Here is a 25521-nt window from a genome sequence, read left to right as displayed (position 1 = left end):
GGCGTTCGGCGTCGGTGCCGAGGTGCGGTCGCCAGTCTTCTGCGCCGGTGACCCCGGGCGACGGTGCGGGCACGGGGGAGGAGGGGACGTCGTCGGGCATGGTCCCGATTCTCCCATCGCGCCGCGGCCGACGTGTCAGAACGAGCGTGACCTCTGGACCACGCTCGTTCTGACACGACGCGTGGTCAGCCCATCTGGGTGAGCGCGGCCTCGTCGACCTCGTGGAGCAGCGGCTCGCCCGCGAGGAAGCGCCCGACCTCCTCGACCACGATCGACCCCTGCCGCAGCCGCCCCTGGACGGTCGCGGCGGCGTGGTGGGGCGTGAGGAGCACGTTCGGCAGGGTCCGGAAGGGGTGGTCGACGGGCAGCGGCTCGGCGTCGAACACGTCGAGCGCGGCGTCGATGCGCCCGTTCGCGACCTCGCGCAGCAGCGCGTCCTCGTCGGTCAGCCACGACCGGGCGGTGTTGACGAGACCGGCGCCGTCGGGCATGAGCGCGAGCTCGCGCGCCCCGACGAGATGGTGCGTCTCGGGCAGCGTGGGCGCGTGAAGCATGGTGATGCGGCTCGTCGCGAGCAGGTCGTCGAGGCCCACGAGCGCGACGCCCAGTGACCGGGCGTCCGCGGCCCCCAGCGTCGGGTCCGCGACCACGACCTCGGCCCCGAGCGCGCGCAGCATGGTGATCGCCGCGCGCCCGGTCCGGGACGCGCCGACGACGCCGACGCGCGTGCCCGCGATCTCGTGGCGCGGCGGTGCGGCCTCGGCGACCTCCCACGGGGCGCCCGACGCGAGACCGTGGTGGAACCGCGGCAGCTGGTGCAGCAGGCCCATGGCGAACACGACCGACACCTCGCCGACCGACTGAGCCATGCCCTGCCCGGCCTGCGTCACGCGCACGCCGCGCGCGAACAGCTCGGGCGTGACGAACGGTTTGACGCTCGCGCCCGTGTGCGCGACGAGGCGCAGGTCCGGCAGGCGGTCGAGCAGCGTGGCGTCGAGGCGCGGGGTGCCCCACGAGATGACGAGCACCTGCGCACGCGGGAGGCCCGACGGCGCAGCACCGGTCCGGGCGTCGAGCGTCGCGCCCAGCGTGGCCGGGTCGTCGACGAGGACGACGTCCGTCAGTGCCGTCAGCCTCTCCCACGCCGCGGGCGTGAAGAACTCGGCCCGCAGCGCGGCGGAGACGCTGACGACGCTCGTGGTGCGGCTCATCGCAGGATCATCCCAGCCACGCGTCGAGGTGCTCGGCGACGAACGCGTCGTCCGACGCACCGAGCCACGGGTACGAGGCAGTGACGCGCGTGAGCTCGTCGGCCTGCCCGGGGGACAGCGTCTCAGCGGGGTCGAGGCACCAGATGCCCTCGAGGAGTCCCTGGCGGCGCAGGACCTCGTGGACCCCCGCGATGACGCCCGCGAAGTCGTTCGCGGAGTCGAACACCGCGGCGTTGGCGTCGGTGAGGCCGGTCTGACGGGCGACCAGGAGGCGCAGGGCCGCGTCGTCGGGCACGGTGGGCGTGCCGTCGGCCGTGACGCCCCGGGCGGCCTGCGCGAGGCGCAGGGTCTCGACCGCACCCCGCGTCCACACGGCCCACTGGCCGAGCAGGCCACCGACGAAGCGCGCGGTGTACGGGCTCGCGCTGCCCGCGACCGGCACGTCGACCTCGGAGACCAGGTCCGCGATGATCGCGTCGTCGTTGCCCGTGTAGAGCGAGATCTGCTCGGCGCGGCCGGACTCGGCCACGCCGCGCAGCACGTCGATCGTCCGGTACCGGTTGAACGGCGCGGCCTTGACGGCCACGACGGCCTCGATCGACGCGAGCTCGCGCCAGAAGTCGATCGAGAGCCGCGGCCCGCCGATCGCCTCCTGGAGGTAGAAGCCGATCACGGGCAGGACCTCGCCCACGGCCCGGGCGCGGTCGAGCAGGTAGCGCTCGACCTCCTCGCGCGTGCCGTTCAGCCCGGCCACGCGCGGTGCGAGGAGCACCGCGTCGTAGCCGAGGTCTGCCGCGACCTGCGCCTCGGCCACGGCCTGGGCCGTGGGGCCCGAGGCCCCGGCGACCTGGACGAGCGGGCGCGGGCCGGTGACCGCGGACCCCGCAGGGGCGTGCCCGCCCAGCGTCTCGCGCGAGACCTCTGCCGCCATCTCGAGCACGGGCCGGTAGAGCCCGACGTCGCGGATCTCGAACTGCGTCGTGTGCACGCCCACGGCCACGCCGCCCGCCCCGGCCGCGTGGTAGTACCGCGTCAGGGCGCGCTGGCGGCGCTCGTCGAACCGGCGGTCCGCGGTCAGCGCGAGCGGCTGGGCCGGGATGACCGTGCCGGCGCGCAGGAGCGCGAGCGAGTCGGGCTTCATGGCGTCGAGCACCGAGCCCATCAGAACTTCCCGTCGCGCACGGTGAACTTGGTGGCCTTGCCGCTCGTCGGCAGGCCCGCGGCGAGCCACTGCGCCTGCCAGTCGACGAGCGTGCGCAGGCAGACGTCGGGGTACCCGAACAGCTCGTGGCACAGGCTCGCGTCGTTGAGCAGGGCCGTCCCCGCCTCGGCGCCCGTGAACGACACGTCGCGGCCCAGGCCCGCGCCGAGCAGCCCCGCGAGGCGACGCACCGACGCGGTCTCCGGACCCGTGAGGTTGACCGTGAACGCGGGCGAGGACGCGTGGCCGAGCGCGCGCAGCGCGACCTCGTTCGCGTAGCCCTGCCACACGACGTTGACGTGGCTCGTGGTCAGGTCGACCGGCTCGCCCGCGAGGATCGGTGCCGCGACGTCGCACAGCACGCCGTAGCGCAGGTCGACCGCGTAGTTGAGCCGGATGTTCGCGACCTTGGTGCCGCGCGTGAGGGCCGCGTGCTGGAACAGGCGCTCGCGCCCGAGGCAGCTCATGGCGTACTCGCCGACGGGCCCCGTCGGGTCGTCCTCGGAGCACCCGCCCGAGGACACCGGTACGAGCGGGTAGACGTTCCCGGTCGAGAACGCGGCGATGGTCGAGTCCGCGTAGCGGCGCGCGACGTCGCTCACGAGCGCGGCGTTCGCGGCCCACGCGAGCGAGGGGGCCGACGACGTGCCGAACTTGGCGCCGACCATGTAGACGACGTCGGCGCCGTCGGGCAGGCCGGCCAGGACGGCGGGGTCGCCCGTCATGAGGTCGGCCGTCACGACGTTCACGCCCGCGTCGCGCAGGTGGTCGGCCTGGGCCGGGTCCGACCAGCGCGAGACCGCGTGGACGGCGTCGCCCGTGCGGCCCGCGGCGTCGAGCGCGCGCCGGGCGAGGACCGTGAGGCTCGGGCCCATCTTGCCGCCCGCGCCCAGGACGACCAGGTCGCCCGAGCGGGCGGCCATGTCCGCGACGAGCGCGGGGGAGGGCGTGGTGAGCAGGTCCTCGAGCTCGGCGAGCGACGAGGGACCGGCGGAGCGCCCGACGGCGGAGGCGCCGCCAGGAGCGACGGCGGCGGCGGGCAGGGGGCTGGGTGAGGTCGAAGACACGAGTGCTATCCCTTGATTCCGGACATGGTGACGCCCTCCTGGAAGTAGCGCTGGGCCACGAGGTAGGCGGCGAAGATCGGCACGAAGGAGATGGTCGCGCCGGCGAGGATCATGTTGAGCGGCACGTCCTGCTGCTGCAGCGACGCGATACCCACGGTCAGGGTCCAGTGGTCGGTGCCCTGGCCCATGATGAGCGGCCACAGGAAGTCGTTCCAGTGCCACAGGAAGACGAACGTGCCGAGCGTCGCGAGGATCGGCTTGCACAGCGGCAGCACGATGCGCGTGAAGATGCGCCACTCGGACGCGCCGTCGAGCTTGGCCGCCTCGAAGAGGTCGTCGGGCATGTCCATGATGAACTGCCGCATGAGGAACACCGCCTGGGCGTTCGCGAGCGTCGGCAGGATCAGGCCCCAGTAGGTGTCCAGGCCGCCGACCTGCGCCATGAGGATGAAGGTCGGGATCAGGGTCACGTGGTACGGGACCATGACCATCGCGAGGAACGACCAGAACATGGCCTCGCGGCCCGGGAACTTCTTCTTCGCGAACGCGTAGCCGGCCATCGCGGAGAACGCGAGGACCAGGACCACGGACACGACCGAGTAGATGAGCGTGTTCCCGAACCAGGTCCATATGTTCCCCGCGCCGAGCACGCGGTCGTACGCCGCGAAGCCCAGGTTCGTGGGGATCAGGCTCTGCGGGAACTGGATCGCCGCCGCAGGCTTGAGCGAGAGGACGACCATCGCGTAGAACGGGAAGATCGTCACGACGGCCGCGAGGCTCAGCACCACGTAGCGCACGACCTTGCCGCGCCACGTCAGGTCCATGCCCGAGCTCTTGCTGCGCCTGCGACGTGGTGTCAGGGCAGGCGATGTGGTGGTGCCGGCAGCGGTCCCGGGGTGCCCCGGGGTGCCGGGGGTGGCGAGCGTGGTCACTTGTCCCTCCCGATGAGGCGACGCTGCACCAACGCAACGACGATGGTGATGATGAACAGCGCGACGCCGAGCGTGCTGGCGTAGCCGAGGTCGAAGTACTTGAAGCCCTGGTCGTAGATCTGGTAGACGAGGCTGTAGCTCGCGCGGGCGGGCCCGCCGCCCGTCATGGTGTAGACCAGGTCGAAGATCTGGAACGACGCCGTGGTCTCGATGACCGCCAGGAAGAACAGCGTCGGCTTGAGCTGCGGCATGATGATGTGCCAGAACCGGTGCCAGGCGTTCGCGCCGTCGAGCGCCGCGGCCTCCTCGAGCTCACGCGGCAGGTCCTGCATGCGGGCCAGGAGGATGAGCATCCCGTACCCGAAGCGCGACCAGATCGACACGAGCGCCAGGGCCGGCAGGACCAGGGTCGTGCTGCCGAGCCACGAGTCCGTCGACAGGCCGATCAGTCCCATGAGCTGCGACCACGGGCCGCCCGTCGAGAAGACCCACGTGAACACCGTCGCGGCGAGCACGAGGCTCGTGACGACCGGCAGGAAGAACACCGAGCGGTAGAAGCCCGAGCCGCGGAACGAGCGACGGACCAGCAGCGCCATGAACGTCGAGATCGCGAGCGACAACGGCACGATCAGGACGCTGAGGATCAGGGTCACGCGCATCGCGGACCAGAAGATCGGGTCGTCGACCATGCGCTCGAAGTTGTCGAGGCCGGTCCACTCGGCGGTGCCGCCGATCGTGTACTCGAAGAAGCTCAGCCCCACGCCCGCGATCGCCGGACCGAAGCGGAAGGCGAGGAAGAGCAGGAAGGCCGGGAGCGCGAAGAGCAGGCCGATACGGGCCTCGCGGCGGGCCATGGTGCGGCGAAACGCTGACGGTCCTGTCGGTCCGTTCCCGCGCGACGGGCCCGAGGGCCCACCGGACGTGGACCGCGCGACGGGCGCGGCGCCGTCGGGCACGGAGCCCTCGAGGCCTGGCCCGAGGACGTCTCCGGACGGGGTGGTTGCTGTCATGGGGTTCTTCTCCTTCGCCTCACCGGGCCGAGGGCCGCCTCAGCGGCGGCCACCCGGCCCGGTGGGTGTGGTGCGAGATCAGCCGAGGAGCGGGTTCGCGGCAGCGGCCGCGTCCTTCATGGCCTGCTCAGGGGTCTTCTGGCCGATGAGCGCGGCCTGGATCTCCGGGGCGAGGATGCCCATGACCTCGCGCGACTTCTCGTTGAGGTCACCCGAGGTGGTCGCGTCGAGCGTGGCCTCGAGGGCCGCCATGGTCGCGTCGTCGCCGTACAGGCCGGTCTGCGAGGTGTACGGCGTGAACCAGCCCGCCGCCTTCGCGTACTCGGCCGACGCCTCGGGGCGCGTCGCGAACGCGAGCCACTTGCCGGCCGCGTCCAGGTTCTCGGCCTTCTTCATGAGCGCCAGCGAACCGACCGTGCCGTAGCCGATCGACTCTGCCTGCTTGAGGGAGGGGAGCACGACCGTGTTCTCCTCGCCCCAGAAGCTCGCGACGTCGCCGGGGCCCTGCTGCCACGTGCAGGCGATCTTGCCCTGCGCCGTGCGGGTCTGCTCGAACGCCGGGATGGTCGTCAGCAGGTCCTTCTCGACGAAGCCGCCCTCGGCGAGGTCCGTGACGAACTGGAGCGCCTCGACGCCCTCGGGCGAGTCGAACGCGACCTTCGTACCGTCCTCGGAGAACACCGAGCCGCCCGCCTGCCACAGCAGCGGGTAGAACGACTCGTTGAGCGTCGCGTCGACCGCACCCCAGTAGTTCGTGACGTCGTAGCCCGCGTCCTTGAACTTCGGGGCCAGCGTCATCAGGTCGTCCCAGGTCTCGGGGTAGTTGCCCGACTCGCCGATCACGTCGAACGCTGCGGCGTTGCACACGAGCGGCTTCGAGTTCATGATCAGCGGCGCGCCCATCATGGCGCCGTCGATGCTCACGGACTTCGCGGCGTTCTCCCGCAGGTCGCCCGTGTTGTCCGTGACGTAGTTGTCGACCGCCGCGAGGGACTTCGCGTACTTCGGGAGCTGGTCCGGGATGAGGTAGACGACGTCGGGGCCCTTGCCGCCCGCGATGCCCGTCGCGAGCGTCTCGTCGCGACCCGCCCACGGGTAGATCTCGACCTTGACGTCGACGTCCGGGTTCTCCGTGGTGAACTCCGCGATCTGCTTGTCCCAGAAGGCCTTGTGCGCCGCCTCGTCGGCGATGACGGGGTAGGTCCACATGGTGACGGAGCCCGAGGCCGCGCCGTCCGAGGGGACGGGCGTCGAGCCGCCGGCCGCGTCGCCCCCGCCGCAGGCGGTCAGGGCGCCGAGGGTGGCGATCGCCGCGATGGCGGTCGCCACGTGCTTCTTCGGCATGGTCATTTTCGTGCTCCTTTGACGTCGAATGATGACTACCGTGCTGGTTGATCCGTGTGCTGTTGAGCCCGCCCGGCGCATCGTCGCGCCTGCGGGGTGCTGCTCTGCCCGGACGGCCGGAGGGCTGCCCGGACGGGACGTGCTGCTAACGGGCGGGGACCTCGACGACGGTGCGCGAGTGCCGCGACTCCTCGGCCGCGAACACGGCGAGGTGGCTCTGGAGGGACTCGACGGCGCCCGACCGGACGTGGCTCGGGTCGCCCGTCGCGACGGCGCGCACGAAGGCGTCCATGACGCCCGAGTCGCCGCCGCCGTGGTCGTCGGCCGCGTTGGTCGCGCCGTGGTGACCCGAGTCGTGGACCGTGACCGAGCCGTCCCGGAAGTCCGTGACCCGGATCTTCTCGCCGTCGCCGTCGAGGCAGCCGTGCGTCCCGAAGATCTGCGTCTTGCGGTGGTCCTGCTCCGAGAAGGCCGTCATGGTGAACGTCGCCGCGCCGCCGCCCTCGAGCTCCATCGCGACCACCTGGTGGTCCACCACGTCGTTGTCCGACGCGTAGACGCACCGGCCGTAGTCGCCCGTGCGCAGCGCCTCGACCACCGACGCCTCGTCGGTGCCGTCCGTGACGACCGTGACCGGCCAGATCGCGCCCTTCTCGCGCAGCGTGCCCAGGTACAGGCGCGGCGCCGAGTACGGGCACGTCGGTTCGAGCGGGCAGTCCAGGCAGCGGTCCGCGGCACCCGCCGGGCGCTCCTCCGGTCGGAAGTGCTTGAGCGAGCCGAAGCTCGCGACGGTCTGGATGCGCTTGCCCGTGACGTAGCGGATCCAGTCCAGGTCGTGGCTCGACTTCGCGAGCAGCATGGGGCTCGACGTCTTCTCCGAGCGCCACGGGCCGCGCACGTAGGAGTGCGCGTCGTGCCACCAGCCGACCGGCTCCAGGTGCTGCACGTTGACGATCTCGCCCAGCACGCCCGAGTCCACGACCGACTTCATGAGGTCCGTGTACGGCATGTACCGCATGACGTGGCACACGCCGAACAGGACGCCCGAGGCCTCGACGGCGTCGACCACGTCGCGGCACTCCTCGGCGCTCGGGGCGAGCGGCTTCTCGACCAGGATCGCGTAGCCCTGGGCCGCGAGAGCGACGACCGGGTCACGATGCTCACGGTCCTGCGTCGCGACGACGACCATGTCCGCGAGAGGGGCCGAGGTGCCCGCCGCGACCAGGTCCTCCCAGTCCGCGAACTGTGCGACGGGGGCGGCGTCGGGGTTCGCCGCGGCCGCGCCGTCGCTCACGAGCGAGCGCTGGAACGGGCGCGGGTCGGCGACCGCGACCAGGCGCGCACGGTCGGGGTGCGTGGCGATCCAGCGTGCGTAGGTCTGACCCCGGTTGCCGGCGCCCACGAGGGCGACGGTCACGGGTGCATCATTGCGGGTCACGAGCGGTCCTTGCGTCGTTGCGGGGGCTGCGGGGGTGGGGCTGGTGGTGCTGGTCGAACGGTCGGTGCGGGCCGAGAGCCGGGCGAGTACGGCTTCATTTGCTATTTGCTATAGCAACTATGCCAGATGATCCTGCGCCCTGACAGCCCGCCTGGTCAACTTGCGACCGAGTCGTGATCTTCGGGTCGCCCGACGCGGGCTCCCGCAGACCTGGGCCCCACCCCTCGGTGCCGAGCATGCGGTTGGCGTCGAGAATCGTGCGATCTTCGACGCCAACCGCATGCTCGACGGGTGCCAACCGCATGCTCGGCACCGCCAGGTCGACCCGTCGGTGCCGAGCACGAGGTCGTCAGGTCACGGTGGACGGCCTCGACCCCGTGCTCGAGGCGGGGCTGCCCCGTGTCAGAGCACCAGCGTGCCCGCCGTCGAGACCGTCGGACCGTCGGCCGGGATCGCGACGCGTTCCACGCAGGCCTCGACGTTGCCGGTGTGCAGGAGGTAGGAGCCTGCGCCGAACGCTCCGTCGGCGAGCTGGATGCGGCCACCCGTGAAGGTGGAGCCCACAGCCGACCAGCGATTGATACCTGTGTCTAGCTTCACGTGAACAGTGTCACCCGATGCGGCCACCGACCGTGCACCGTCCAGGTTCCAGGTGACCGGCTTGTCGGCCTTCGCCCTGCTCAGGAACGTGCCGCCCGCGGGCGAGCCCTCGAGCCGCGCCCCGTCGCCCACCCGCACGGTCTGCTCCGCGGCGCCCGCCGCGACGACCGCGACGTTGCGCAGCACGCCGCCGCGGACCGTCAGGTCGCCCGACGCCGTCACGGTGCCCTTGCCCTCGGCCGCCTCGAGCGTGCACTGGTCCAGGACCACGGGCCCCGAGCCCGCGAACGACGCACCCTCCAGCCCGTTCAGCGTCGTGCGGACCAGGTGGACCGGGTTGGTCACGGTGGCCTGCGTGATCGGGCTGCCCGGCAGCACGTTGAAGCGCGAACCCTCGATGACGTTGGGACGCTTCGAGCGGTTCGACGCCTGCGACACGATGAGCGTGTCGTCGGCCTGGCAGCCGCGCAGCTGGACGCCGTCGGCGTTGACCCACAGCATGCCCGAGCCCGCGAGGCCCTCCTTGCGGATGACCTGGACGTCCTCGAGCGTCAGGTCGGTGACCTTGACGCGCGCCACGAACCACGAGCACACGTGCTTGCTGACCGTGATGCGCTTGGCCGACGAGCCCCACGCCGCACCTGAGTTGGCGAACGTCATGAGCCCCGAGTTCCCGACGTACGTCAGGTCGTGCTCGTACTGGCCGTGCGTGACGAACGGGCCCTGGTCGTCGCCGTCGCCGTGGCAGTTCTCCACGAGGCCGTACGCCGAGGCCGTCCAGTCGTTGAGGTGGCGGCAGTTCGAGGTGTGGCAGTCGGACACGTGCCCGTACAGGCAGTAGATCTGCTGCGTCAGGTAGCCCGCGCCGCCCCACGTGATCGAGGCCGGGTTCGCGAGCGAGCAGCGCGACGTCGTGAAGTGCGTCGACCAGCGGCGCATGACCAGGGGCCAGAACGTCGCGACCCCGTGCACGTTCTCGACGTCGCAGCTCACCGCGTACTCGAACGCGAGCGGGTGCGATCCCGTGTACTGGTCGCCGCCCGCGACGCCCACGAACGACAGGTTGCGCACGTGCACCTGCTGCACCGGCTCGACCTTGGTCCACGTGAGCGTGCGCCCCGCGGCGAGCTCCCAGCCGTTGAGGTAGTTGACGCGCACGTGCGTCGGGTCGACGATCTGCGTGACCTGGACCTGGAGCTGCAGCTCGCGCTCCCACCGGCCCGCGAGGGCGTTGACCTCGAGCGCGTACCACTCGCCCACGGCGTACTTCGAGGAGTCGGCGACCTCGAAGTCGTCGCGGAGCTCGGGCATGACGGCCGTGAGCTCGTTCGTGCGGACGTCGTCGGTGACGGTGCCGCGGAAGAACAGGACGGCCGCGAACGGGTCGTCCTGCCCGGCCTTCTCGATGCCCTCGGTCGTCATGGTGTGCCCGCCGAAGTCGAGCTCGAGGTGCGAGCGAGTGAACCGGTGCCGGCGCACGAAGTTGAGGTCGGAGTGCGCCTCGATGCGGCTCACGGTCGGGTCGTTCACGAGGGCGTCGAGCGCGTCGTCGGCGGGGGTGTCCTTCCCGAACAGCCCGAACCAGCGGAAGTCCGCGGTGCCCGCGTGGAGGGTGTGCCACCTCCCCTTCCCCTGGACGTCCTTGGGCGCCAGCACGGTGCCGCCGTTGGCCGCCGCCTCGCTCTTCGCGTCGTAGCGGACCAGGCGTGCGGCACCGTCGCCGGGGGTCGCGTGGCCGAGGAGCTGGACGACGGTCCCGTCGTCGATCTTCTTCGCGCGCCAGCCCACGAGCTGGGCGACGGACGACGCGACGAGGACCTCGTCGTCGGGCTCGTCCTTCTTCAGGGGCAGCACGCCCGACGGCGCCGCGGCGGCTGCAGCCGAGTGCGTGCCCATCAGGGCGCCGGCGGCCACGAGGCCGCCGATCCCGGCGACGCGCAGCAGGTTGCGGCGGGAGGGGGCCTCGACCGTGGGGGCCTGGCGGGGCGAGGTCGGCGTCGTCGCCGGCTCGTCGGGGGTCTGTCCGGACGTGATGAGGTTCGTCATCTGCAAGGGCCTTTCATCAGGGGTTCTTCCGGGTGGGCAGGGGGAGCTCGTGCTGTTCACAGCGCGAGCGGGTCGGTGACGAGGACGTGGTCGCCCTCGGGGAAGCCGGTGCGGTCGACGCCCTGCTCGACGCAGCCGGACTGGAGCACGCGCGTGGTCGGTGCCAGGTCGTAGCGGCCGCCGCGCAGGCGCGAGCCGACCGCGGTCAGCGCGTCGGTGCCCGCGAGGGCGACGTGGGCGGTGGTCCCGCTCGCGGCGAGCGTCGCGCCCCGCAGGTCCACCTGGACCGTCCCGGGGCCTGGTGCCCGCGAGACCAGGGCGCCCGCCGTCGTCGTGCCGGTGACCTTCGCCCCGCGGACCGTGAGCCGCTGGTCGCGGACCCCGCTGAGCCGGATGCCCGCGCCCGTGAGGGTCCCGCCGCTGATCGTGACGTCGGCCGACCCGACGAGCGCGGGGGCCGCGGGGGAGGCCTCGTCGGTCGAGCCGACGAACGTGCAGTCGGTGAACGTCACGGGCCCCGCGCCGCGCAGGATCGTGCCGTCGAACCCGGTGAAGCTCGTCCGGACGAAGTGGACCGGGTTCGCGACCGGCGTCTGGTGCAGCACGCTGGCGACCGGCAGCGAGAAGTGGCAGTCCTCGATGACGTTGGGCCGCTTCGACAGGTTCGACCGCTGCGCGACCGCGAAGAACGACGCGGTGCACCCACGCATCTGCACGCCGTCGGCGTTGACCGTGAGGCTGCCCTGCTGGTCGAACGTCGAGCGCGCGACCACGTGCACGTCCTCCAGCGTCAGGTCGGTGATCTTGGTGCTCACCGTGAACCACGAGGCCACGTGTCCCTTGACCGTGATGCGCTTGGCGCTGATGCCCCACTGCGCCCCCGAGTTGGCGATGTCCATGAGGCCGCTGTTGCCCTGGAACACCAGGTCGTGCTCGTACTGGCCGTGCGTCGTGAACGGGTTGCCGCCCTGGTCGTCGCCGTCGCCGTGGCAGTTCTCGACGAGGCAGTAGGCCGAGGCCGTGAGGTCGTTGAGGTGGCGCGCGTTGTGCGAGCGGCAGTCCGCGACGCGTCCGTACAGGCAGTAGATCTGCTGCGTGAGGTAGCCCGCGCCGCCGTAGAAGACCGTGGGCGGGTTCGCGACCGAGCAGCGCTCGGTCGCGAAGAACGTGTTCCAGCGGCGCATGATGACGGGCCACCACGTCCTGGAGCCGTGCACGTCCGAGACGTCGCAGCGCACCGCGAACTCGTACGCGACCGGGTGCGAGCCGCTGAGCTCGCGGTCGTCGGGCAGCTCCCCGTTGAGTGGGCCGTCGTAGGGGCCGGCCCCGACGAACGTCATGTTCCGCACGTGGACCTGCTCGACGGGCACGACCTTGCGCCACTCGAGCACGCGGCCCGGGGCGAGCTCCCAGCCGTTGCGGTAGTTGACTCGCACGTGCGCCGCATCGACGACCTCGGTGACCTGCACGAGGCGCTGGAGCTCACGCTCGTCGCGTCCGCCGCCCGGGCTCGGGTCGACCTGCACGGTCCACCAGTCGCCGACCGCGAACGCGGACGAGTCCGCGACCTCGAACACGTCGCGCTGGTCGGGCATGGTCTGGGTGAGCGTGCGCTGCTGGGTCACGTCCGTGACGGTGCCCTGGAAGAACATGACGGCGCCGAACGGGTTGTCGTGCGCGTTGCGCTCGATGCCCTCGGTCGTGACGGTCCGGCCGCCAAAGTCGAGCTCGAGGTGCGAGCGTGCGTAGGTGTGGCGGCGCACGAAGTTGAGGTCGGTGTGCCCCTCGATGCGGCTCACGGTCGGGTCGTTCACGAGGGCGTCGAGCGCGTCGTCGGCGCGGCCCGTGGGGGCGTCGGCGCCGAAGATCCCGAACCAGCGGAAGTCGGCCGTGCCGGTGTGGAGCGTGTGCCACCGCCCAGGACCCAGCCCGGCCGCACCGAGGTCCTGCGGCGCCAGCACCGTGCCTCCGTTGGGGGTCGCGGTGCTCTTCGCGTCGTAGCGGACGAGGCGTGCGGCGCCGTCGCCGGGGGTCGCGTGGCCCAGGAGCCGGACCACGGTGCCGTGGTCGATCTTCTTGGCGCGCCAGCCGACGAGCTGGGCGACCGACGTCGCGACGGTGAGCTCGTCGTCGGGCTCGCTGTCCTTGCTCAGGCCCAGCGGCGAGGCGAGCGCCGCGGGCGTCGTGCTCGTGGACAGCGCGAACGCGGTCGCGGCCAGCGCGCCCATGCCGGCGACGCGCAGCAGGCCGCGGCGCGAGGGGGCGGTGGTGTCGGAGTCGGGGGAGAGGTGTGGCGCTGCCGCGCTCTCGCGGGCAGTCAGGGGGGTCTTCACGTGGGTCACCCTTCGGACGAGTCGATGAGACGGGTCCGTTCAGGCGTGGCCGACGCGCGGCAACGGGGGAGTGCGGGTGGAGTCCGGCGGGCCGGGGCTGCGGTGACCGGGGACGGGGCGAGAGGGACGGTTCAGGCTGGGCGCGGCAGGCCGCGACAGCAGGATGGATGCGCTTCGTTGCGTCCGGATGAATCGGGCATCTCCCGGAGACTAGGCCGGTGCTATAGCAATGTCAAGAGGTTGGTGACGACTCGCCAGGTCCGCCGAGCCCGCCTGGGGAACCGCGCCGACGGTCGCGTCACAGGTAGTCCCCGGGCCAGTGGAAGCCCGCCGTGGGGCCGCTCGTCGTGGCGCACAGGGCGTCGATCTCCGCCGTCGAACGCAGGACCGGACGCAGCATGCCCGTCGCGTCCGACGCCGTCTCGCGACCGCCCCGTGCGAGCAGCGCGTCGGTGAGCGCCGCCGCGGCCGAGACGCGCGGCAGGCGTACCTCTGCGCGAGTCGCCCCGCGCTCGCGGGCCAGCGAACGGGCGGCGCGCGCGAGCACGTCGAGCGCCCCGCGCCGCTCGGGCGCCGTCGCGTCACCAGGCCCGACGGCGAGCTCCCGCACGCGCAGCACCTCGCCCTCGACCTCCACGACCAGGTAGCCCACGATCGACCCGTCGGGGCGCCGCGCCGTGAGGAGCTCAGCCGCGGAGTACCAGAGGGGGATCCGGTGCTCCCAGTGCTCGGCCGTGCGGCGCGTGGTCAGGGGGGCGGCGTGGAACGCGTCGTGCAGGGTCGCGAGGTCCTGCCACGGGAGGTCGGCGTCCCAGGCGGGGAACGTCGTGGGGACGGGGGAGTTCGCACGGGGCGAGCGCTCGTGGTGAGCGACGACCCCGGTCGAGCCGGGCCGCTCGGGGCGAGCGGCGCCGTCGGGCAGGAGGAGGCCGCGGGTGACGGGGACCTCGAAGGTCTCCCAGCCGCTCGGTCGGTAGACGCCCGGGGTGCCCGTGAACAACAGCGAGGCGTCCATGCCCGCGGCGTCCATGCGTGCGACCGCCTCGGCGAGGGCGAGACGGATCAGGCCGCGCCCGCGCATGTCCGGCGCCGAGGCGACGTTCGCGACGCCACCCACGGTGAGCGTGGTGGTCGCCCCGTCGGGGCCCGGGAGGCCGACGAGCGTGCGGGGGGTCCAGCAGACCGAGGCGACGACGCGGTCCGCGGCGGGGGTCGGGCCGGGGAGGATCGCGACGACCGTACGGTCGAGCCGGCCGGGGTCGGTCTCGTAGACCGGGACCATGAGCGGGGCATCGAAGGCCATGGCCCACAGCGCGTACAGCGACGGGAGGTCGGCGGGGGTCACGGTGCGCAGTTCCATGGGGCTCCTCGATGAGCGGGGTGCGTCGGTGCAGGTGAGGCGGCGCGCGCGGGGCGGTCGGCGGCTTCGCCTTGACGGTTTGCTATAGCAAGAATAGTCTCGCATCCACGTTCTCGAGTGAACGATGCACGGCAACGAAGCACGTGCGAGGTCGGGCTGGACCTCGCACGAAGTGTCCATCCCTCGACCGTCCCCCCTCGCTGCCGAACATGTGGTTACCGTCGTGAATCGCCACGATTCCGACGCCCACCGCATGTTCGAGGAGCGCTCTGCGCATGTTCGACGATCGCCGCACCGTCCCCGGTGCGAGGAGCGGGCGCCCGACGTCGTGCGTGGCTCGACGGTCGAGGTGCTCGACGCTCTCCTCGACGTGTCCTGCGAGGCCCGCCTGGCCTGATGATCGTCGAGCGTGACGTTCGGGCTGTCAGGACCGGGTGCGTGACCACCCGAACTGCACGCTCGACGCGAGCGACGGCACGACGACCCCTCCTCGGTCAGGCGCCCCCGGCCTCGGACTCCGCCTCCACCGTGGGCTCCTCGGCGACGTCGGCGTCCTCGGTGTGGCTCTCGAGCCGTGCCGCGGCCTCGCCGATGTGCTCGGCCATGACGGCGCGCGCCCGCTCGGGGTCGCCGCTCGCGATCGCGTCGATGATGAGGTGGTGCGTCTCGGCGTGCGCGACCCGGGCCTCGGGGTCGAGCGCCACGTTCGCGGCGCGCAGGAAGCCCGTGATCCGGGAACGGAGCTGGGACGTGATGGTCATGAGCATGCGGTGGTCGGCGAGCTCCCAGAGCTGCTCGTGGAAGCGGCGGTCGAGCTCGAACACGCGGGCCGAGGAGCCGCGCTCGGCGGCGTCGACCATCTGCTGCACGGTCTTGCGCAGGCGTGCCTCGGTCTTGGCGTCCCACTCGGCCTGCACGCGCACGACGACGAACTGCTCCAGGAGCGTGCGCAGGCTCGAGATCTCCTCGAGGTCGCGGCTCGTGAGCGCGGCGACGCGGGCGCCCCGGTGGGGGAGGCGTTCGACGAGCCCTTCCTCGGTGAGGCGGGTGAGGGCCTCGCGCACGGGGATGTGGCTGGTGCCGAGGCGTTCGGCGAGCTTGCGCTCGACGAGGCGTGACCCGGGCGCGAGGTCGCCGCTGAAGATCGCCTCTCGCAGCTCGACGGTCACGCGGTCGGCGACGTTCAGGTCGGGCACGCTCTTGAGCGCCATGGGTTCTCCGTAGTGTTCTGCGGTCCGATCCGGGAGGTGCCCCGAAGGATAGCGGTCGGCGAACTGGGCCCGGCTCCTCGCCCGCAGTGCGTGCCGGGGGGTGAGGTCTGCGCGGGGCGCACCGTTGTGCCACCTTCGAGGTGAAGGGCCACCGGACGGCTCGCCCCTTCACTGCATGCTATAGCATTCGAGGGTTGACGCACAGGCTCGAGGAGGATCCATGGTGTCCCTGCACGACCGGGTGACGGTGCCCGGTTTCCGCGGACTGGCAGGCGTAGCCCGCCGCGACGTCACGCCGCCCGTGGGCATCCGCGCCCGCAACTGGGGGCCCGCCGACTGGAACGCCTCCCGGGGCACGCACCGCACGATGACCCTCACCGCGATCGCCCTCGCGCAGGAGTCGGCCGGCACCTCGCCGTCGCGCCGCACGCCCGACGGCGCCGCTCGCCCCGCGCAGGTCGGCACGCCCGATGGCGCCGCGCACCCCGAGCGCACCGGTGCCCCCCGGGGCGAACCGCTCGTGATGATCACCGTGGACGCCACGTGGTGGCGCCGCGTCGACGACGAGCGCGGCGTCCGGGACGCGGTCCTCGCGGGCCTCGGCCTGCCGCCCGAGCGGCTGCTCATCTCGTTGTCCCACACGCACGCGGGCCCGGTGCTGTGCAGCCACGACGCCGACCTCGAAGGTGGCGAGCTCGTCCCCGCCTACCTCGAGCACCTCGCGGTGCAGGCCGTCGACGCGGGCCGCGAGGCCGTGGCCACGCTCGCCCCCGCGACGCTCGAGTGGACGACGGGACGGTGCTCGCTCGCGGCGGACCGCGAGCTGATCCTCGGCGCGGGCGGGTCGCACGGCCAACCCGTCGACACGGCGCCCGGCAAGCACGTGGACACGGACCCCGGCGCGTCGTGCGCCACGGCGGACGTGGCCGAGGACTTCGGGCTCCCCGTGATCGGCTTCAACCCGACGGTTCCGCAGGACGCGACCGACGACACCGTCGTGATCGGCCGCCTCAGCCGGGTCGAGCCCGCCGCCCCCGGAGAGCCTCTGCCGACCACGACGCCCCTCGCGACCGTCGTCAACTACGCGTGCCACCCCACGACGCTCGCGTGGCAGAACACCTTGGTCTCCCCGGACTACGTGGGCGCGATGCGTGACCTCGTCGAGGAGGCGACCGGGGCGCCCGTCGCGTTCCTCCAGGGCGCCTCGGGCGAGCTGGCGCCGCGCGAGCAGTACACGGGGGACGTGGCGGTCGCCGACCGGCACGGTCTCTCGCTCGGGCACGCGGTCCTCGCGGCGCTCGCCGAGCTGCCGCCCCCTGGGACGGCCCTCGAGCTCACGCACGTCGTGCAGTCCGGAGCACCGCTGGGCCTGTGGGAGCCGCGCCCCGTCGAGAGCTCGCGCGTGCTGCGCGCGGTGAGCGACGCCGTCGTGCTGGACCTGCGGGACCTGCCGAGCCTCGCGCAGATGGAGGCCGAGTGGGCCGACATCGACCCGCGCAGCCGTGACGAGCGGCTGCGCCGCGCGCGCAACCTGCGCGACGGCTACGTGACCGGCCCGACCGTCGAGCACCCCACGTGGGTGTGGCAGATCGGGGACGGGTTCCTCGTCGCGCACCCGGGCGAGGCCTACTCGCGCTTCCAGCGGACGGTCCGCGAGCACGCGGGCGACCACCCCGTGGTGGTCGCGAACCTGACCAACGGCCCCGGCTTCGTCTACCTGCCGACCGACCAGGCGTACGTGCGAGGCGCCTACCAGGCGTGGCAGTCGCCGCTTGCGCCCGGCTCGCTCGCGCGGCTCGAGCAGCACGCGAACCACCTCGTCGACACCCTGGCGACGACGCCCGCACCTGCGCAGACTTCCACGGAGGACCAGTGAGCACCACGACCACCCCGACCACGCCCGGCACACCCGCAGCCCCGCTCCGCACCGCGATCGTCACGGGCGGCGCGGCGGGCATCGGACGGCAGATCGCCGAGCGGCTCGCGGCCGACGGCCACCGCGTGGTGTGCGCGGACGTCGTCCAGCACGACCTGCCCACGCTCGACCTCGCGGACCTGCCCGCAGAGCCGGGCCTGGTCTGGATGCCCCTCGACGTCACGGACCACGCGGCGGTGGGGGCAGCGTTCGACGCGCTCGCCGCCGCGACGGGCAGCATCGACGTCCTGGTCAACAACGCCGGGATCCAGCGCCACCGCGGCATCGAGGACCTGACCTGGGACGAGTGGAAGGCCGTGGTCGACGTCAACCTGCACGGCGTCTTCACCTGCCTCCAGGCCGCGGGCCGGCACATGCTCGCCGCGGGCCGCGGCGCGATCGTCAACATCTCCTCGGTCTCGGCGCGCGGCTCCGCGGGCCGGGCCCCGTACTCGACGACCAAGGCGGCCGTGATCGGCCTGACCTCGACGGCGGGGGCCGAGTGGGCCGCGCGCGGGGTACGGGTCAACGCGGTCGCGCCCGGGTACATCGACACGGGCGTCTTCCGCCAGGGCGTCGCGGCCGGGACGCTCACGGAGGAGACGATCCTCGCGCGCATCCCCGCGGGCCGCCTCGCCGACGCCTCGGAGATCGCGAACGCCGTGAGCTGGCTCGCGTCCGACCAGTCGCAGTACGTGATCGGCCAGACCCTCTACGTCGACGGCGGGTTCATCGTCGACTACGGCGTCCCGCTCGCGAAGAAGCCGGAATGACGAGCCGGACCACGAGCCCGGGCGGGTTCGCGCGCTTCACCGACGTCCGCACGTCGACGACCGTCGTCGCCCTGCAGCGGCCCTTGCAGCTCGGGGCCATGACGGTCACGCGCCGCGAGTACGTGGGGGTCCAGGTCCGTGCGGTCCTGCCCGACGGCACCGAGGTCACGGGCGTCTCCTACGCCCTGACGCGCGAGGCGCCCATGGCGGAGATCGTCGAGCGTCTCGTCGCGCCGCACGTCGTGGGTCGCGACCTGCCCGTCGACGACCCGGCCGCGGGGGTGCGCGCGGCATGGGACGCCGCGCTGCGCGGGTCGGCGATCGTGGGGCGCGTGGGTCTGGTGCGCCGGGCGATCGGCCTGGTCGACGTCGCGCTGTGGGACGTCGCGGGCAAGGTCGCGGGGGTACCGGTGTGGCGCCTCCTGGAACCTGCCGCGCCCCCTGTGCCCCCTGCGCCCGTCGTACCCCTCGTGCCCGACGGCGCCGCACAGGTCCCGTGGTCGACCCGCCCTGGTCAGGGGCCGAGCGGGGACCCGGCCGGGCCGGTCGTCCCGGCGCCGCGGCCCGCGATCCTCGTCGCGGCCTACCCGACCCCCGGACGCACGGCCCGCGCCGTCGCCGACGAGGTGCTCGACCGTGCCCGCGACGGTTGGCCGCTGCTCAAGATCTCGCGTTCCCCCGACCGTGACCTCATGCGCGACCTGCTCGCGATCCTGCGCGACGAGCTGCCCGGGGTCACGGGCCGCGAGACCGAGGCCGGTCGCACCGGCGTCGTCGTGGACGTGGGCTTCGGCTGGCGCGACGCGGACGAGGCGCTCGCGGACCTCGACGCGTGGGGGATCGGCGCTCCGGCACCGGCCGGGGAACCGCCCGCGCTCGCGTGGCTCGAGGACCCCGTGCTGCCCGAGGACGCCGCCGGGGCTGCGCGCATCCGCGAGGTCACGGGGCTGCCGCTCGCGATCGGCGACGAGGTCACGGACCCTGAGGTCCTCGCGCGGCTGGCTGCGCTCGGCGCGCTCGACGTGGCGCGCGTTGACGTGGTCGGGATCGGTGGCCTCACCGCGGCCGACCCCCTGGTCCGGTCGTGGCAGGACGCGGGGCTCGTGACGTCGAGCCACGTGTACCCCGAGGTCAGCGTGCACCTGGGAGGCGCCGCGGGGATCGGGGTCGAGACGTTCGAGCGCTCGCCGCAGGGCAACCCCTACGACCCGGCCCCGCTGCTCGTCGAGGGCGGTCCCGAGTTCTCGGCCGGCACGGCGCTGCCGCCCGAGGCCCCCGGCCTGGGCTTCGCCCTCTCGCCCACCTACTTCACTTTCGACCCCACCCCCTCGCTGCCGAGCATGCGGTTGGCGTCCGAAACTGGCCCCGGAACGACGACAACCGCATGCTCGACCGACGACAACCGCATGCTCGACGACCAGGAGGACCGATGACCGACCCGACCAGCACGCCTGGAGCGGGCTCCGCCGTCGGGCACGACGACGAGCAAGGACGGGTGTCCGCCCAGAACCCGACCGAACAAGCCCCCGTACCAGGACCAGCCGCGACCCGTAGCGTCGTGGTGACCGGGAGCGGCAAGGGCATCGGCCGGGCGATCGCGGCGCGGCTGACCGCCGACGGGTGGACCGTCGTCGGGCTCGAACGGAGCGCCGGCTCGGGGACCGTCGAGGAAGGCCTCTGTGCCGCCGTGGTGCTCGCCGACTCGCGCGACCGCGAGTCGCACCGCGAGGCCGCGCGCGTCGCCCGGGCCCTCGCGCCGCTCGCGGGCTGGGTCAACAACGCGGGCATCACCAGGACCACGCCGTTGCACGCGCTCGGCGACCCCGCGCGCGCCGAGGAGATCGAACGCACGGCGCGCGACGTCGTCGAGATCAACGGCCTGGGCTACCTCTGGGGGGCCGCCGCCGCGGTCGAGGCGTTCACCGACCAGGTGAGCGGCGGGTCGATCGTCAACGTCGGATCGATCCACGGGCGGTCCTCGTTCGTCGACCACGCGGCCTACGAGCTGACCAAGGGCGGGATCGACGCCCTCGCGCGCAGCGTCGCCGTGACATACGGGCGGTACGGCATCCGGGCCAACACGGTCGCACCGGGCGGGGTCCGCACGCCGCACCTCGACGCGCAGATCGCGAACGCCGTCGACCCCGAGGCGGAGGAGCGCGGGCTCGCCGAGGGCCCGCCGCTCGGACGCATCGCCGAGTCGGCCGAGATCGCGGCCGTGGTCGCGTTCCTGCTCTCGGACGAGTCCTCGTACGTGTCGGGCCAGTCGATCGCGGCCGACGGCGCGTGGACCGCGTCGTTCGGGACGCTGCCGCACGACGCCGGGCTGGACGCGCGGTACGGGATCGACCGGTGACCGAGGTGCCCCCGACGGACGCGGCGCACCACCCGGCTCAGGCCTGTGCCAGTCTCCTCCCATGACCGATCTCATCGTGCTGCCTGCCACGAGCGAACAGGCCGTCGTCGCGCTCGCTGACGGTGCGCGGGTGGTAGCGAGGTCCTGGGCTGCCGAGCTGAGAGCCGACGCGGTCGACCTCGGCCTGCTGGAGCGTGCGCAGCACGCCGTCCGTGGCGTCGTCTCCCTGCGCGAGCTCACGGCCGCGGACCGTCAGGCGATCCTCGTCCTGGACCGTGACACCCATCGTGACTACCCGGGGAGCATCGCGACGCAGCACCGACCGCTGACCGCCGACACCGCAGCACCGTCGGCACGTCGTCGTGGATTCGCTGCGTTCGCCGAGGCGGAGCTGGTCGCGATGACGTTCGTCGACATCGAGGGCGGCTGCGGCGAGACGGACTTCACCGTCGTCGCCGCATCGTGGCGAGGCCAAGGCCTCGCCACGGCGGTCAAGGCGCTGTCGATCGACACACTGATCGCCGGGGGAGTGCACACGTTCCGGACCGGGGGCTCCCTCGACAACCAGGCCATCGTCGCCGCGAACCGCAACCTGGGCTACGTCCAGGACGAGGAGTGGCTCACTCTCGCCGTCGACAGCGGCGGCTCCCCGTCCCAGGACTGACGACGGGCCGGCGCGGCAGCGCTGCGCCAGGGTCGCCGCACCGCGCGCCCGCTCCGATGGCGGCCCCGGACGACCCGACCTACGGTCGAGGAGGGCCCGGCCGGACCGGACGGTGTCCTCCGAGTACCGACGACGGAACGAGGCTGTGGTGGCAACACTGACCGTGTGGAAGTTCGAGACTCCCGAGGGTGCGCAGCAGGCGGAGGACGCCCTGCTGGCGCTGCAGAAGCAGGAGCTCATCCAGGTGCAGGACGCGGCGATCGTGTCGTGGGAGGAGGGGAAGAAGAAGCCCAAGACGCACCAGTCGAACAACACGACGGGCATCGGTGCGCTGGGCGGCGCGTTCTGGGGCCTGCTGTTCGGGATCATCTTCTTCATCCCGCTCATCGGCGTCGCGATCGGCGCGGCGTCCGGGGCGCTCGCGGGGTCCCTGACCGACGTGGGCATCGACGACGACTTCATCGACTCGGTGCGGTCCAAGGTGACGCCCGGGACGTCGGCGCTGTTCGTCATGACGTCCGGTGGGGTCATGGACCGCGTGCACGACGCGCTCAAGGCGCAGGGCATCCACGGTGAGCTCGTCCAGACGAACCTGTCGGGCGACGAGGAGGCCAAGCTCCGCGCGGCCTTCGACGACGCGGTCTGAGAACCTCCGCAGACGCGAGACGTACGGCCCCGGTCCACCGCGGACCGGGGCCGTCGTCGTCCCCCCGCTGCGTCCGGGCAGAGCGAAGCCCGGTCGATCAAGGGGGGTGACCGACCGGGCTCCGCGTCCGTGGGGGCGTCATGCCTTGAGCATGCTCGCCCGGGTGATGACGCCGTCCTGGACCTCGAAGGTGGCGATGGTCTCGCCCGTCCCGTTCGAGGTCGACACGAACTCGCGTGCGACCACCCACCGCTCACCGTACGCCACGGAGGCGTCAATTGTGCAATGCACATCGCCGGTTGCAAGGCGAGGGCCGTAGAAGGCGCGCAGCGCGTCCTTGCCGACGATCGGCTCGGGCGTCACGCCCACGACCACGACGTCGTGGGCGTAGGTCGCGAGGAAGCGTTCGAGGTCGTGCGCGTTGAACGCGTCGACCTGCTCGGTGACCACGGCGTGGGCGGTCGGTTGCTGCGTCATGCGGTTCCTCGTCTCGTAGGGGTCTCGTGGGAGAGTGGCGCGCCGTCCAGGCGAGGGTGCCCGACGGCGGAGCGCGCCGCGCGCGCCCGGGTCCGGCCGGCTGGGGCAGCCGGGGGCCGGTGGGTCAGTCGATGCGGACGCCTCCGTTGATGTCGTACGTGGCGCCCGTGACGAACCCGGCTCGCGGGGAGGCGAGGGACGCGATGACCCACGCGACGTCGTCGGGCGTGCCGAACTTGCCCAGCGGGATCGAGGACGTGAGGGCCTCGCGCCCCGCGTCGTCGAGCTGGTTGGTGATGTTGCTCGTGACCGGGCCGGGAGTGACCGCGTTGGCGCGGATGCCCTCGGCGGCCAGGAGGCGCGCGAAGCTCCGCGTGATCGCGAGGAGCGCGCCCTTGCTCGCGGCGTAGTGGACGCCGGTCTTGAGCGCGCCCTGCTGGCCCGCGATCGAGGCGACGTTGACGATGCTGCGGTCGACGGGCTCCTCGCCCTCGGGGGCGGCTGCCGCCCGCAGGAGGGGGAGCGTGGCCCGTGTCAGGACGAACGTGCCGCGCGCGTTGGTCTCCATGACGGCGTCCCACTCGTCGATCTCGATGTCGTCGAGCGCGCGGTAGGGGCACATTCCGCCGTTGTTGACCAGGACGTGGAGCCTGCCCCAGCGGCGGGTGACCTGGCCGACGAGCCTGTCGACGGACGTGACGTCGCGCAGGTCGAGGTGCGAGACCTGGCAGGTCGCGCCGAGCTCGGTCGCGAGATCCGCGGTGGTGCGCGCCCCGAGCTCGTCGTGGGCGTAGGTGAGCCAGAGGTCGTATCCGTCGCGGGCGAGCTGGAGGGCGGTCGCGGAACCGATCCCGGAGCTGGCGCCTGTGATCAGCGCAAGTCGTCGAGCCATGCCCTGAACGCTATAGCAAACTCCGGCGACCGCAAGCCTCCTGTCCACGGCCGCTGGCCGTCGGTTGCTAGATGCTATAGCATTTCGGCTCATGAACCCCGACACCGTCGTCATCACCGACTGCGACCTCCCGGGCACCGCGTGCGAAGACACCGTCACGGCCGCCGGCCTCGGCGTCGTGCGCGGGACGGCCCGCACGGAGGACGACGTCATCGCCCTCGTCCGCGACGCCGCGGCCGCAGGTGCCGCCCCGTCCGCCCTGGTCGTCCAGTGGGCGCCCCTCACCGCCCGCGTCCTCGACCAGATCGAGGGCGTGCGCTTCGTCAGCCGCATGGGCATCGGCTACGACATGGTCGACGTCGCCGCCGCGACCGAGCGCGGCATCGCCGTCGCCAACACCCCGACCTACTGCATCGAGGAGGTCGCGTCCCACACCGTCGCGATGGTCCTCGGCCTCAGCCGCGGGCTCGTCGGCTACGACCGCGCCGTGCGCGACGGCGTCTGGGCCGCGACCGTCCCGCGCCCCATGGCCGCGCGCCTGTCCGCGACCACCGTGTCCGTCATCGGGTACGGCCGGATCGGGTCGCTCGTCGCGCGCAGCTGCGCCGCGCTCGGCTACCGCGTCCTGGTCCACGACCCCTTCGTGCCCGACGTCGACGTCGCCGCCGCCGGCTACCTGCCGGTGACCCGTGAGCAGGCAGTGGCCGAGGCCGACGTGCTGAGCCTGCACGCCCCGCTCAGCGAGGCCACGCGCCACCTGCTCGACGCCGCGTCGATCGCGACCATGAAGCCCGGCGCGGTCGTGGTCAACACGTGCCGCGGCCCGTTGATCGACGAGGAGGCGCTCGCCGACGCGCTCGAGGGAGGACACCTGGGCGCCGCGGCCCTCGACGTGTTCTCGCACGAGCCGCTGCCCGCCCACTCGCGCCTGCGCACGCTCGACCAGGTGCTGCTCAGCCCGCATGCCGCGTGGTTCTCACCCGAGGCCATGGCCGACCTGCCCGTGCACACGGCACGCAACACGATCGACTTCCTCGCAGGTCGCCCCGTCGGGTCGATCGTCAACCCGGACTACGCGCGCTCCCTGGCACGCTGACCGTCCCTCGTCCGGGCGCTCAGCGCCGCCCCCCCCGACCCCTGGAGCAACCCCGTGCAGCACCTGCAGCTCATGCGCCTCGGCCTTCCCGGCCAGGAGCGCCCCGTCGTCCGCACCGCCGACGGCACGACCTACTCGCTCGACCCCGTGACCCGTGACGTCGACGGCGCGTTCCTCGCGGACGACGGCGTCGCCCGGGTCCGCGAGGCCCTCGACGCGGGCGAGCTCCCCGTCGTCGCGGACGCCGACGCGCTGCGCGTCGGCCCCCCGGTCGCCCGCCCCACGGCCGTCGTGTGCGTCGGGATGAACTACGCCGCGCACGCGGCCGAGTCCGGCTCCGAGCCGCCGACCGTCCCGATCATCTTCTGGAAGCACTCCAACACCGTCGTCGGGCCCCACGACGACGTCCTGCTGCCCCCGGGCGCGCAGAAGGTCGACTGGGAGGTCGAGCTCGCGATCGTCATCGGGAAGAAGGCCCGCTACCTCGCGTCCCCCGCGGACTCGGCCGCGCACGTCGCCGGGTACACCGTGTCCAACGACGTGTCCGAGCGTGACTACCAGATGGCCGTCTCGGGCGGCCAATGGTCCAAGGGCAAGAGCTGCGAGACGTTCAACCCCATGGGGCCCGCGCTCGTCCCGGCCGACCAGGTCGACGCCTCGGACCTGCGCCTGCGCTCGTGGGTCAACGGGGAGATCCGTCAGGACTCCTCGACGGCCGACATGATCTTCGACGTCGACTTCCTCGTGTGGCACCTGTCGCAGTACATGGTCCTCGAGCCGGGCGACGTCATCAACACCGGGACCCCGCAGGGCGTCGCCCTCTCGGGCCGCTTCCCCTACCTGGTCGACGGCGACGTCATGGCCGTCGAGATCGAGGGCCTGGGTCGCTGCGAGCAGAAGGTCCGCGACGCGGTCGTGTGATCCCTTCCCGCGCCCGGCGAGATGCTGC

The 25521-nt window shown here is 72.6% G+C and carries 21 protein-coding genes; 8 read left to right on the top strand and 13 right to left on the bottom strand.

The features are described from left to right. Nucleotides 1-185 precede the first annotated feature (185 nt). From IE95_RS0116765 to IE95_RS0116710, 11 genes are all read right to left on the bottom strand, one after another. Entirely contained in the window at nt 186-1211 is a 1026-nt protein-coding gene (locus tag IE95_RS0116765; RefSeq protein ID WP_030152965.1) for a hydroxyacid dehydrogenase, read from the bottom strand. A gap of 7 nt (nt 1212-1218) precedes the next feature. After that, complete coding sequence (locus IE95_RS0116760) at nt 1219-2373, bottom strand: dihydrodipicolinate synthase family protein (RefSeq protein WP_206053303.1); 1155 nt, start codon at nt 2371-2373, stop codon at nt 1219-1221. Continuing rightward, complete coding sequence (locus IE95_RS0116755) at nt 2373-3479, bottom strand: NAD-dependent epimerase/dehydratase family protein (protein ID WP_240666252.1); 1107 nt, start codon at nt 3477-3479, stop codon at nt 2373-2375. The genes IE95_RS0116760 and IE95_RS0116755 overlap by 1 nt, the downstream gene beginning before the upstream one ends. A gap of 5 nt (nt 3480-3484) precedes the next feature. After that, entirely contained in the window at nt 3485-4411 is a 927-nt protein-coding gene (locus IE95_RS0116750) for a carbohydrate ABC transporter permease (protein ID WP_051703238.1), read from the bottom strand. Next, nucleotides 4408-5421 carry a carbohydrate ABC transporter permease gene (locus IE95_RS0116745; RefSeq protein ID WP_240666253.1) on the bottom strand — a complete coding sequence of 338 codons (1014 nt, stop codon included), beginning with the start codon at nt 5419-5421 and terminating at the stop codon, nt 4408-4410. The genes IE95_RS0116750 and IE95_RS0116745 overlap by 4 nt, the downstream gene beginning before the upstream one ends. Nucleotides 5422-5499: 78 nt before the next feature. Then, nucleotides 5500-6771 carry an ABC transporter substrate-binding protein gene (locus IE95_RS0116740; protein ID WP_030152954.1) on the bottom strand — a complete coding sequence of 424 codons (1272 nt, stop codon included), beginning with the start codon at nt 6769-6771 and terminating at the stop codon, nt 5500-5502. A gap of 139 nt (nt 6772-6910) precedes the next feature. Beyond that, a complete protein-coding gene (locus IE95_RS0116735) occupies nt 6911-8182 on the bottom strand; it encodes a Gfo/Idh/MocA family protein (RefSeq protein WP_084690376.1) in 1272 nt (423 codons plus the stop codon). A 423-nt stretch (nt 8183-8605) separates the two neighbouring features. Continuing rightward, nucleotides 8606-10849 carry a peptidase C14 gene (locus IE95_RS0116730; RefSeq protein ID WP_240666254.1) on the bottom strand — a complete coding sequence of 748 codons (2244 nt, stop codon included), beginning with the start codon at nt 10847-10849 and terminating at the stop codon, nt 8606-8608. 56 nt (nt 10850-10905) lie between these two features. Next, entirely contained in the window at nt 10906-13182 is a 2277-nt protein-coding gene (locus tag IE95_RS0116725; RefSeq protein WP_240666255.1) for a peptidase C14, read from the bottom strand. 298 nt (nt 13183-13480) lie between these two features. Then, nucleotides 13481-14542, bottom strand: a complete 1062-nt coding sequence (locus tag IE95_RS19825; RefSeq protein WP_051703236.1) for a GNAT family N-acetyltransferase — start codon at nt 14540-14542, stop codon at nt 13481-13483. Between the two features lie 494 nt (nt 14543-15036). Next, on the bottom strand, nt 15037-15753 hold the full coding sequence (locus IE95_RS0116710) for a GntR family transcriptional regulator (RefSeq protein WP_084690374.1): 717 nt from the start codon (nt 15751-15753) through the stop codon (nt 15037-15039). A 220-nt stretch (nt 15754-15973) separates the two neighbouring features. Here IE95_RS0116710 and IE95_RS0116705 point away from each other — a divergent pair, with 220 nt between their 5' ends. The 6 genes from IE95_RS0116705 to IE95_RS0116680 all read left to right on the top strand — a co-directional run bounded on the left by IE95_RS0116705 (nt 15974) and on the right by IE95_RS0116680 (nt 22107). Then, nucleotides 15974-17629 carry a hypothetical protein gene (locus tag IE95_RS0116705; protein WP_051703235.1) on the top strand — a complete coding sequence of 552 codons (1656 nt, stop codon included), beginning with the start codon at nt 15974-15976 and terminating at the stop codon, nt 17627-17629. After that, a complete protein-coding gene (locus tag IE95_RS0116700; protein WP_051703234.1) occupies nt 17626-18441 on the top strand; it encodes an SDR family NAD(P)-dependent oxidoreductase in 816 nt (271 codons plus the stop codon). Before IE95_RS0116705 ends, IE95_RS0116700 begins: the two co-directional genes overlap by 4 nt. Then, the gene (locus tag IE95_RS0116695; protein WP_240666256.1) at nt 18438-19874 is read left to right on the top strand and encodes an enolase C-terminal domain-like protein; all 1437 of its coding nucleotides are present in this window, start codon (nt 18438-18440) and stop codon (nt 19872-19874) included. Before IE95_RS0116700 ends, IE95_RS0116695 begins: the two co-directional genes overlap by 4 nt. Further along, entirely contained in the window at nt 19871-20797 is a 927-nt protein-coding gene (locus IE95_RS0116690; RefSeq protein ID WP_084690373.1) for an SDR family NAD(P)-dependent oxidoreductase, read from the top strand. Before IE95_RS0116695 ends, IE95_RS0116690 begins: the two co-directional genes overlap by 4 nt. A gap of 61 nt (nt 20798-20858) precedes the next feature. After that, on the top strand, nt 20859-21461 hold the full coding sequence (locus tag IE95_RS0116685; RefSeq protein ID WP_051703233.1) for a GNAT family N-acetyltransferase: 603 nt from the start codon (nt 20859-20861) through the stop codon (nt 21459-21461). Nucleotides 21462-21609: 148 nt separating this feature from the next. Continuing rightward, nucleotides 21610-22107 carry a DUF1269 domain-containing protein gene (locus tag IE95_RS0116680; RefSeq protein WP_030152926.1) on the top strand — a complete coding sequence of 166 codons (498 nt, stop codon included), beginning with the start codon at nt 21610-21612 and terminating at the stop codon, nt 22105-22107. A gap of 138 nt (nt 22108-22245) precedes the next feature. Here IE95_RS0116680 and IE95_RS0116675 read toward each other — a convergent pair whose 3' ends face one another. Further along, nucleotides 22246-22584 carry a nuclear transport factor 2 family protein gene (locus IE95_RS0116675; RefSeq protein WP_030152923.1) on the bottom strand — a complete coding sequence of 113 codons (339 nt, stop codon included), beginning with the start codon at nt 22582-22584 and terminating at the stop codon, nt 22246-22248. A 124-nt stretch (nt 22585-22708) separates the two neighbouring features. Further along, on the bottom strand, nt 22709-23476 hold the full coding sequence (locus IE95_RS0116670; RefSeq protein WP_030152920.1) for an SDR family NAD(P)-dependent oxidoreductase: 768 nt from the start codon (nt 23474-23476) through the stop codon (nt 22709-22711). A 91-nt stretch (nt 23477-23567) separates the two neighbouring features. Between IE95_RS0116670 and IE95_RS0116665 the strand changes: the two genes are divergently transcribed. Then, nucleotides 23568-24572 carry a C-terminal binding protein gene (locus tag IE95_RS0116665; RefSeq protein WP_030152918.1) on the top strand — a complete coding sequence of 335 codons (1005 nt, stop codon included), beginning with the start codon at nt 23568-23570 and terminating at the stop codon, nt 24570-24572. Nucleotides 24573-24635: 63 nt separating this feature from the next. Beyond that, nucleotides 24636-25493, top strand: coding sequence for a fumarylacetoacetate hydrolase family protein (locus IE95_RS0116660; protein WP_030152915.1), 858 nt, complete (start codon nt 24636-24638; stop codon nt 25491-25493). Nucleotides 25494-25521 lie beyond the last annotated feature (28 nt).

Source organism: Oerskovia turbata, from assembly GCF_000718325.1.
Classification (GTDB): Bacteria; Actinomycetota; Actinomycetes; order Actinomycetales; family Cellulomonadaceae; genus Oerskovia; species Oerskovia turbata.
Note: the sequence above shows the minus strand (reverse complement) of the source record. Positions and strands in the feature narration are given on the sequence as shown.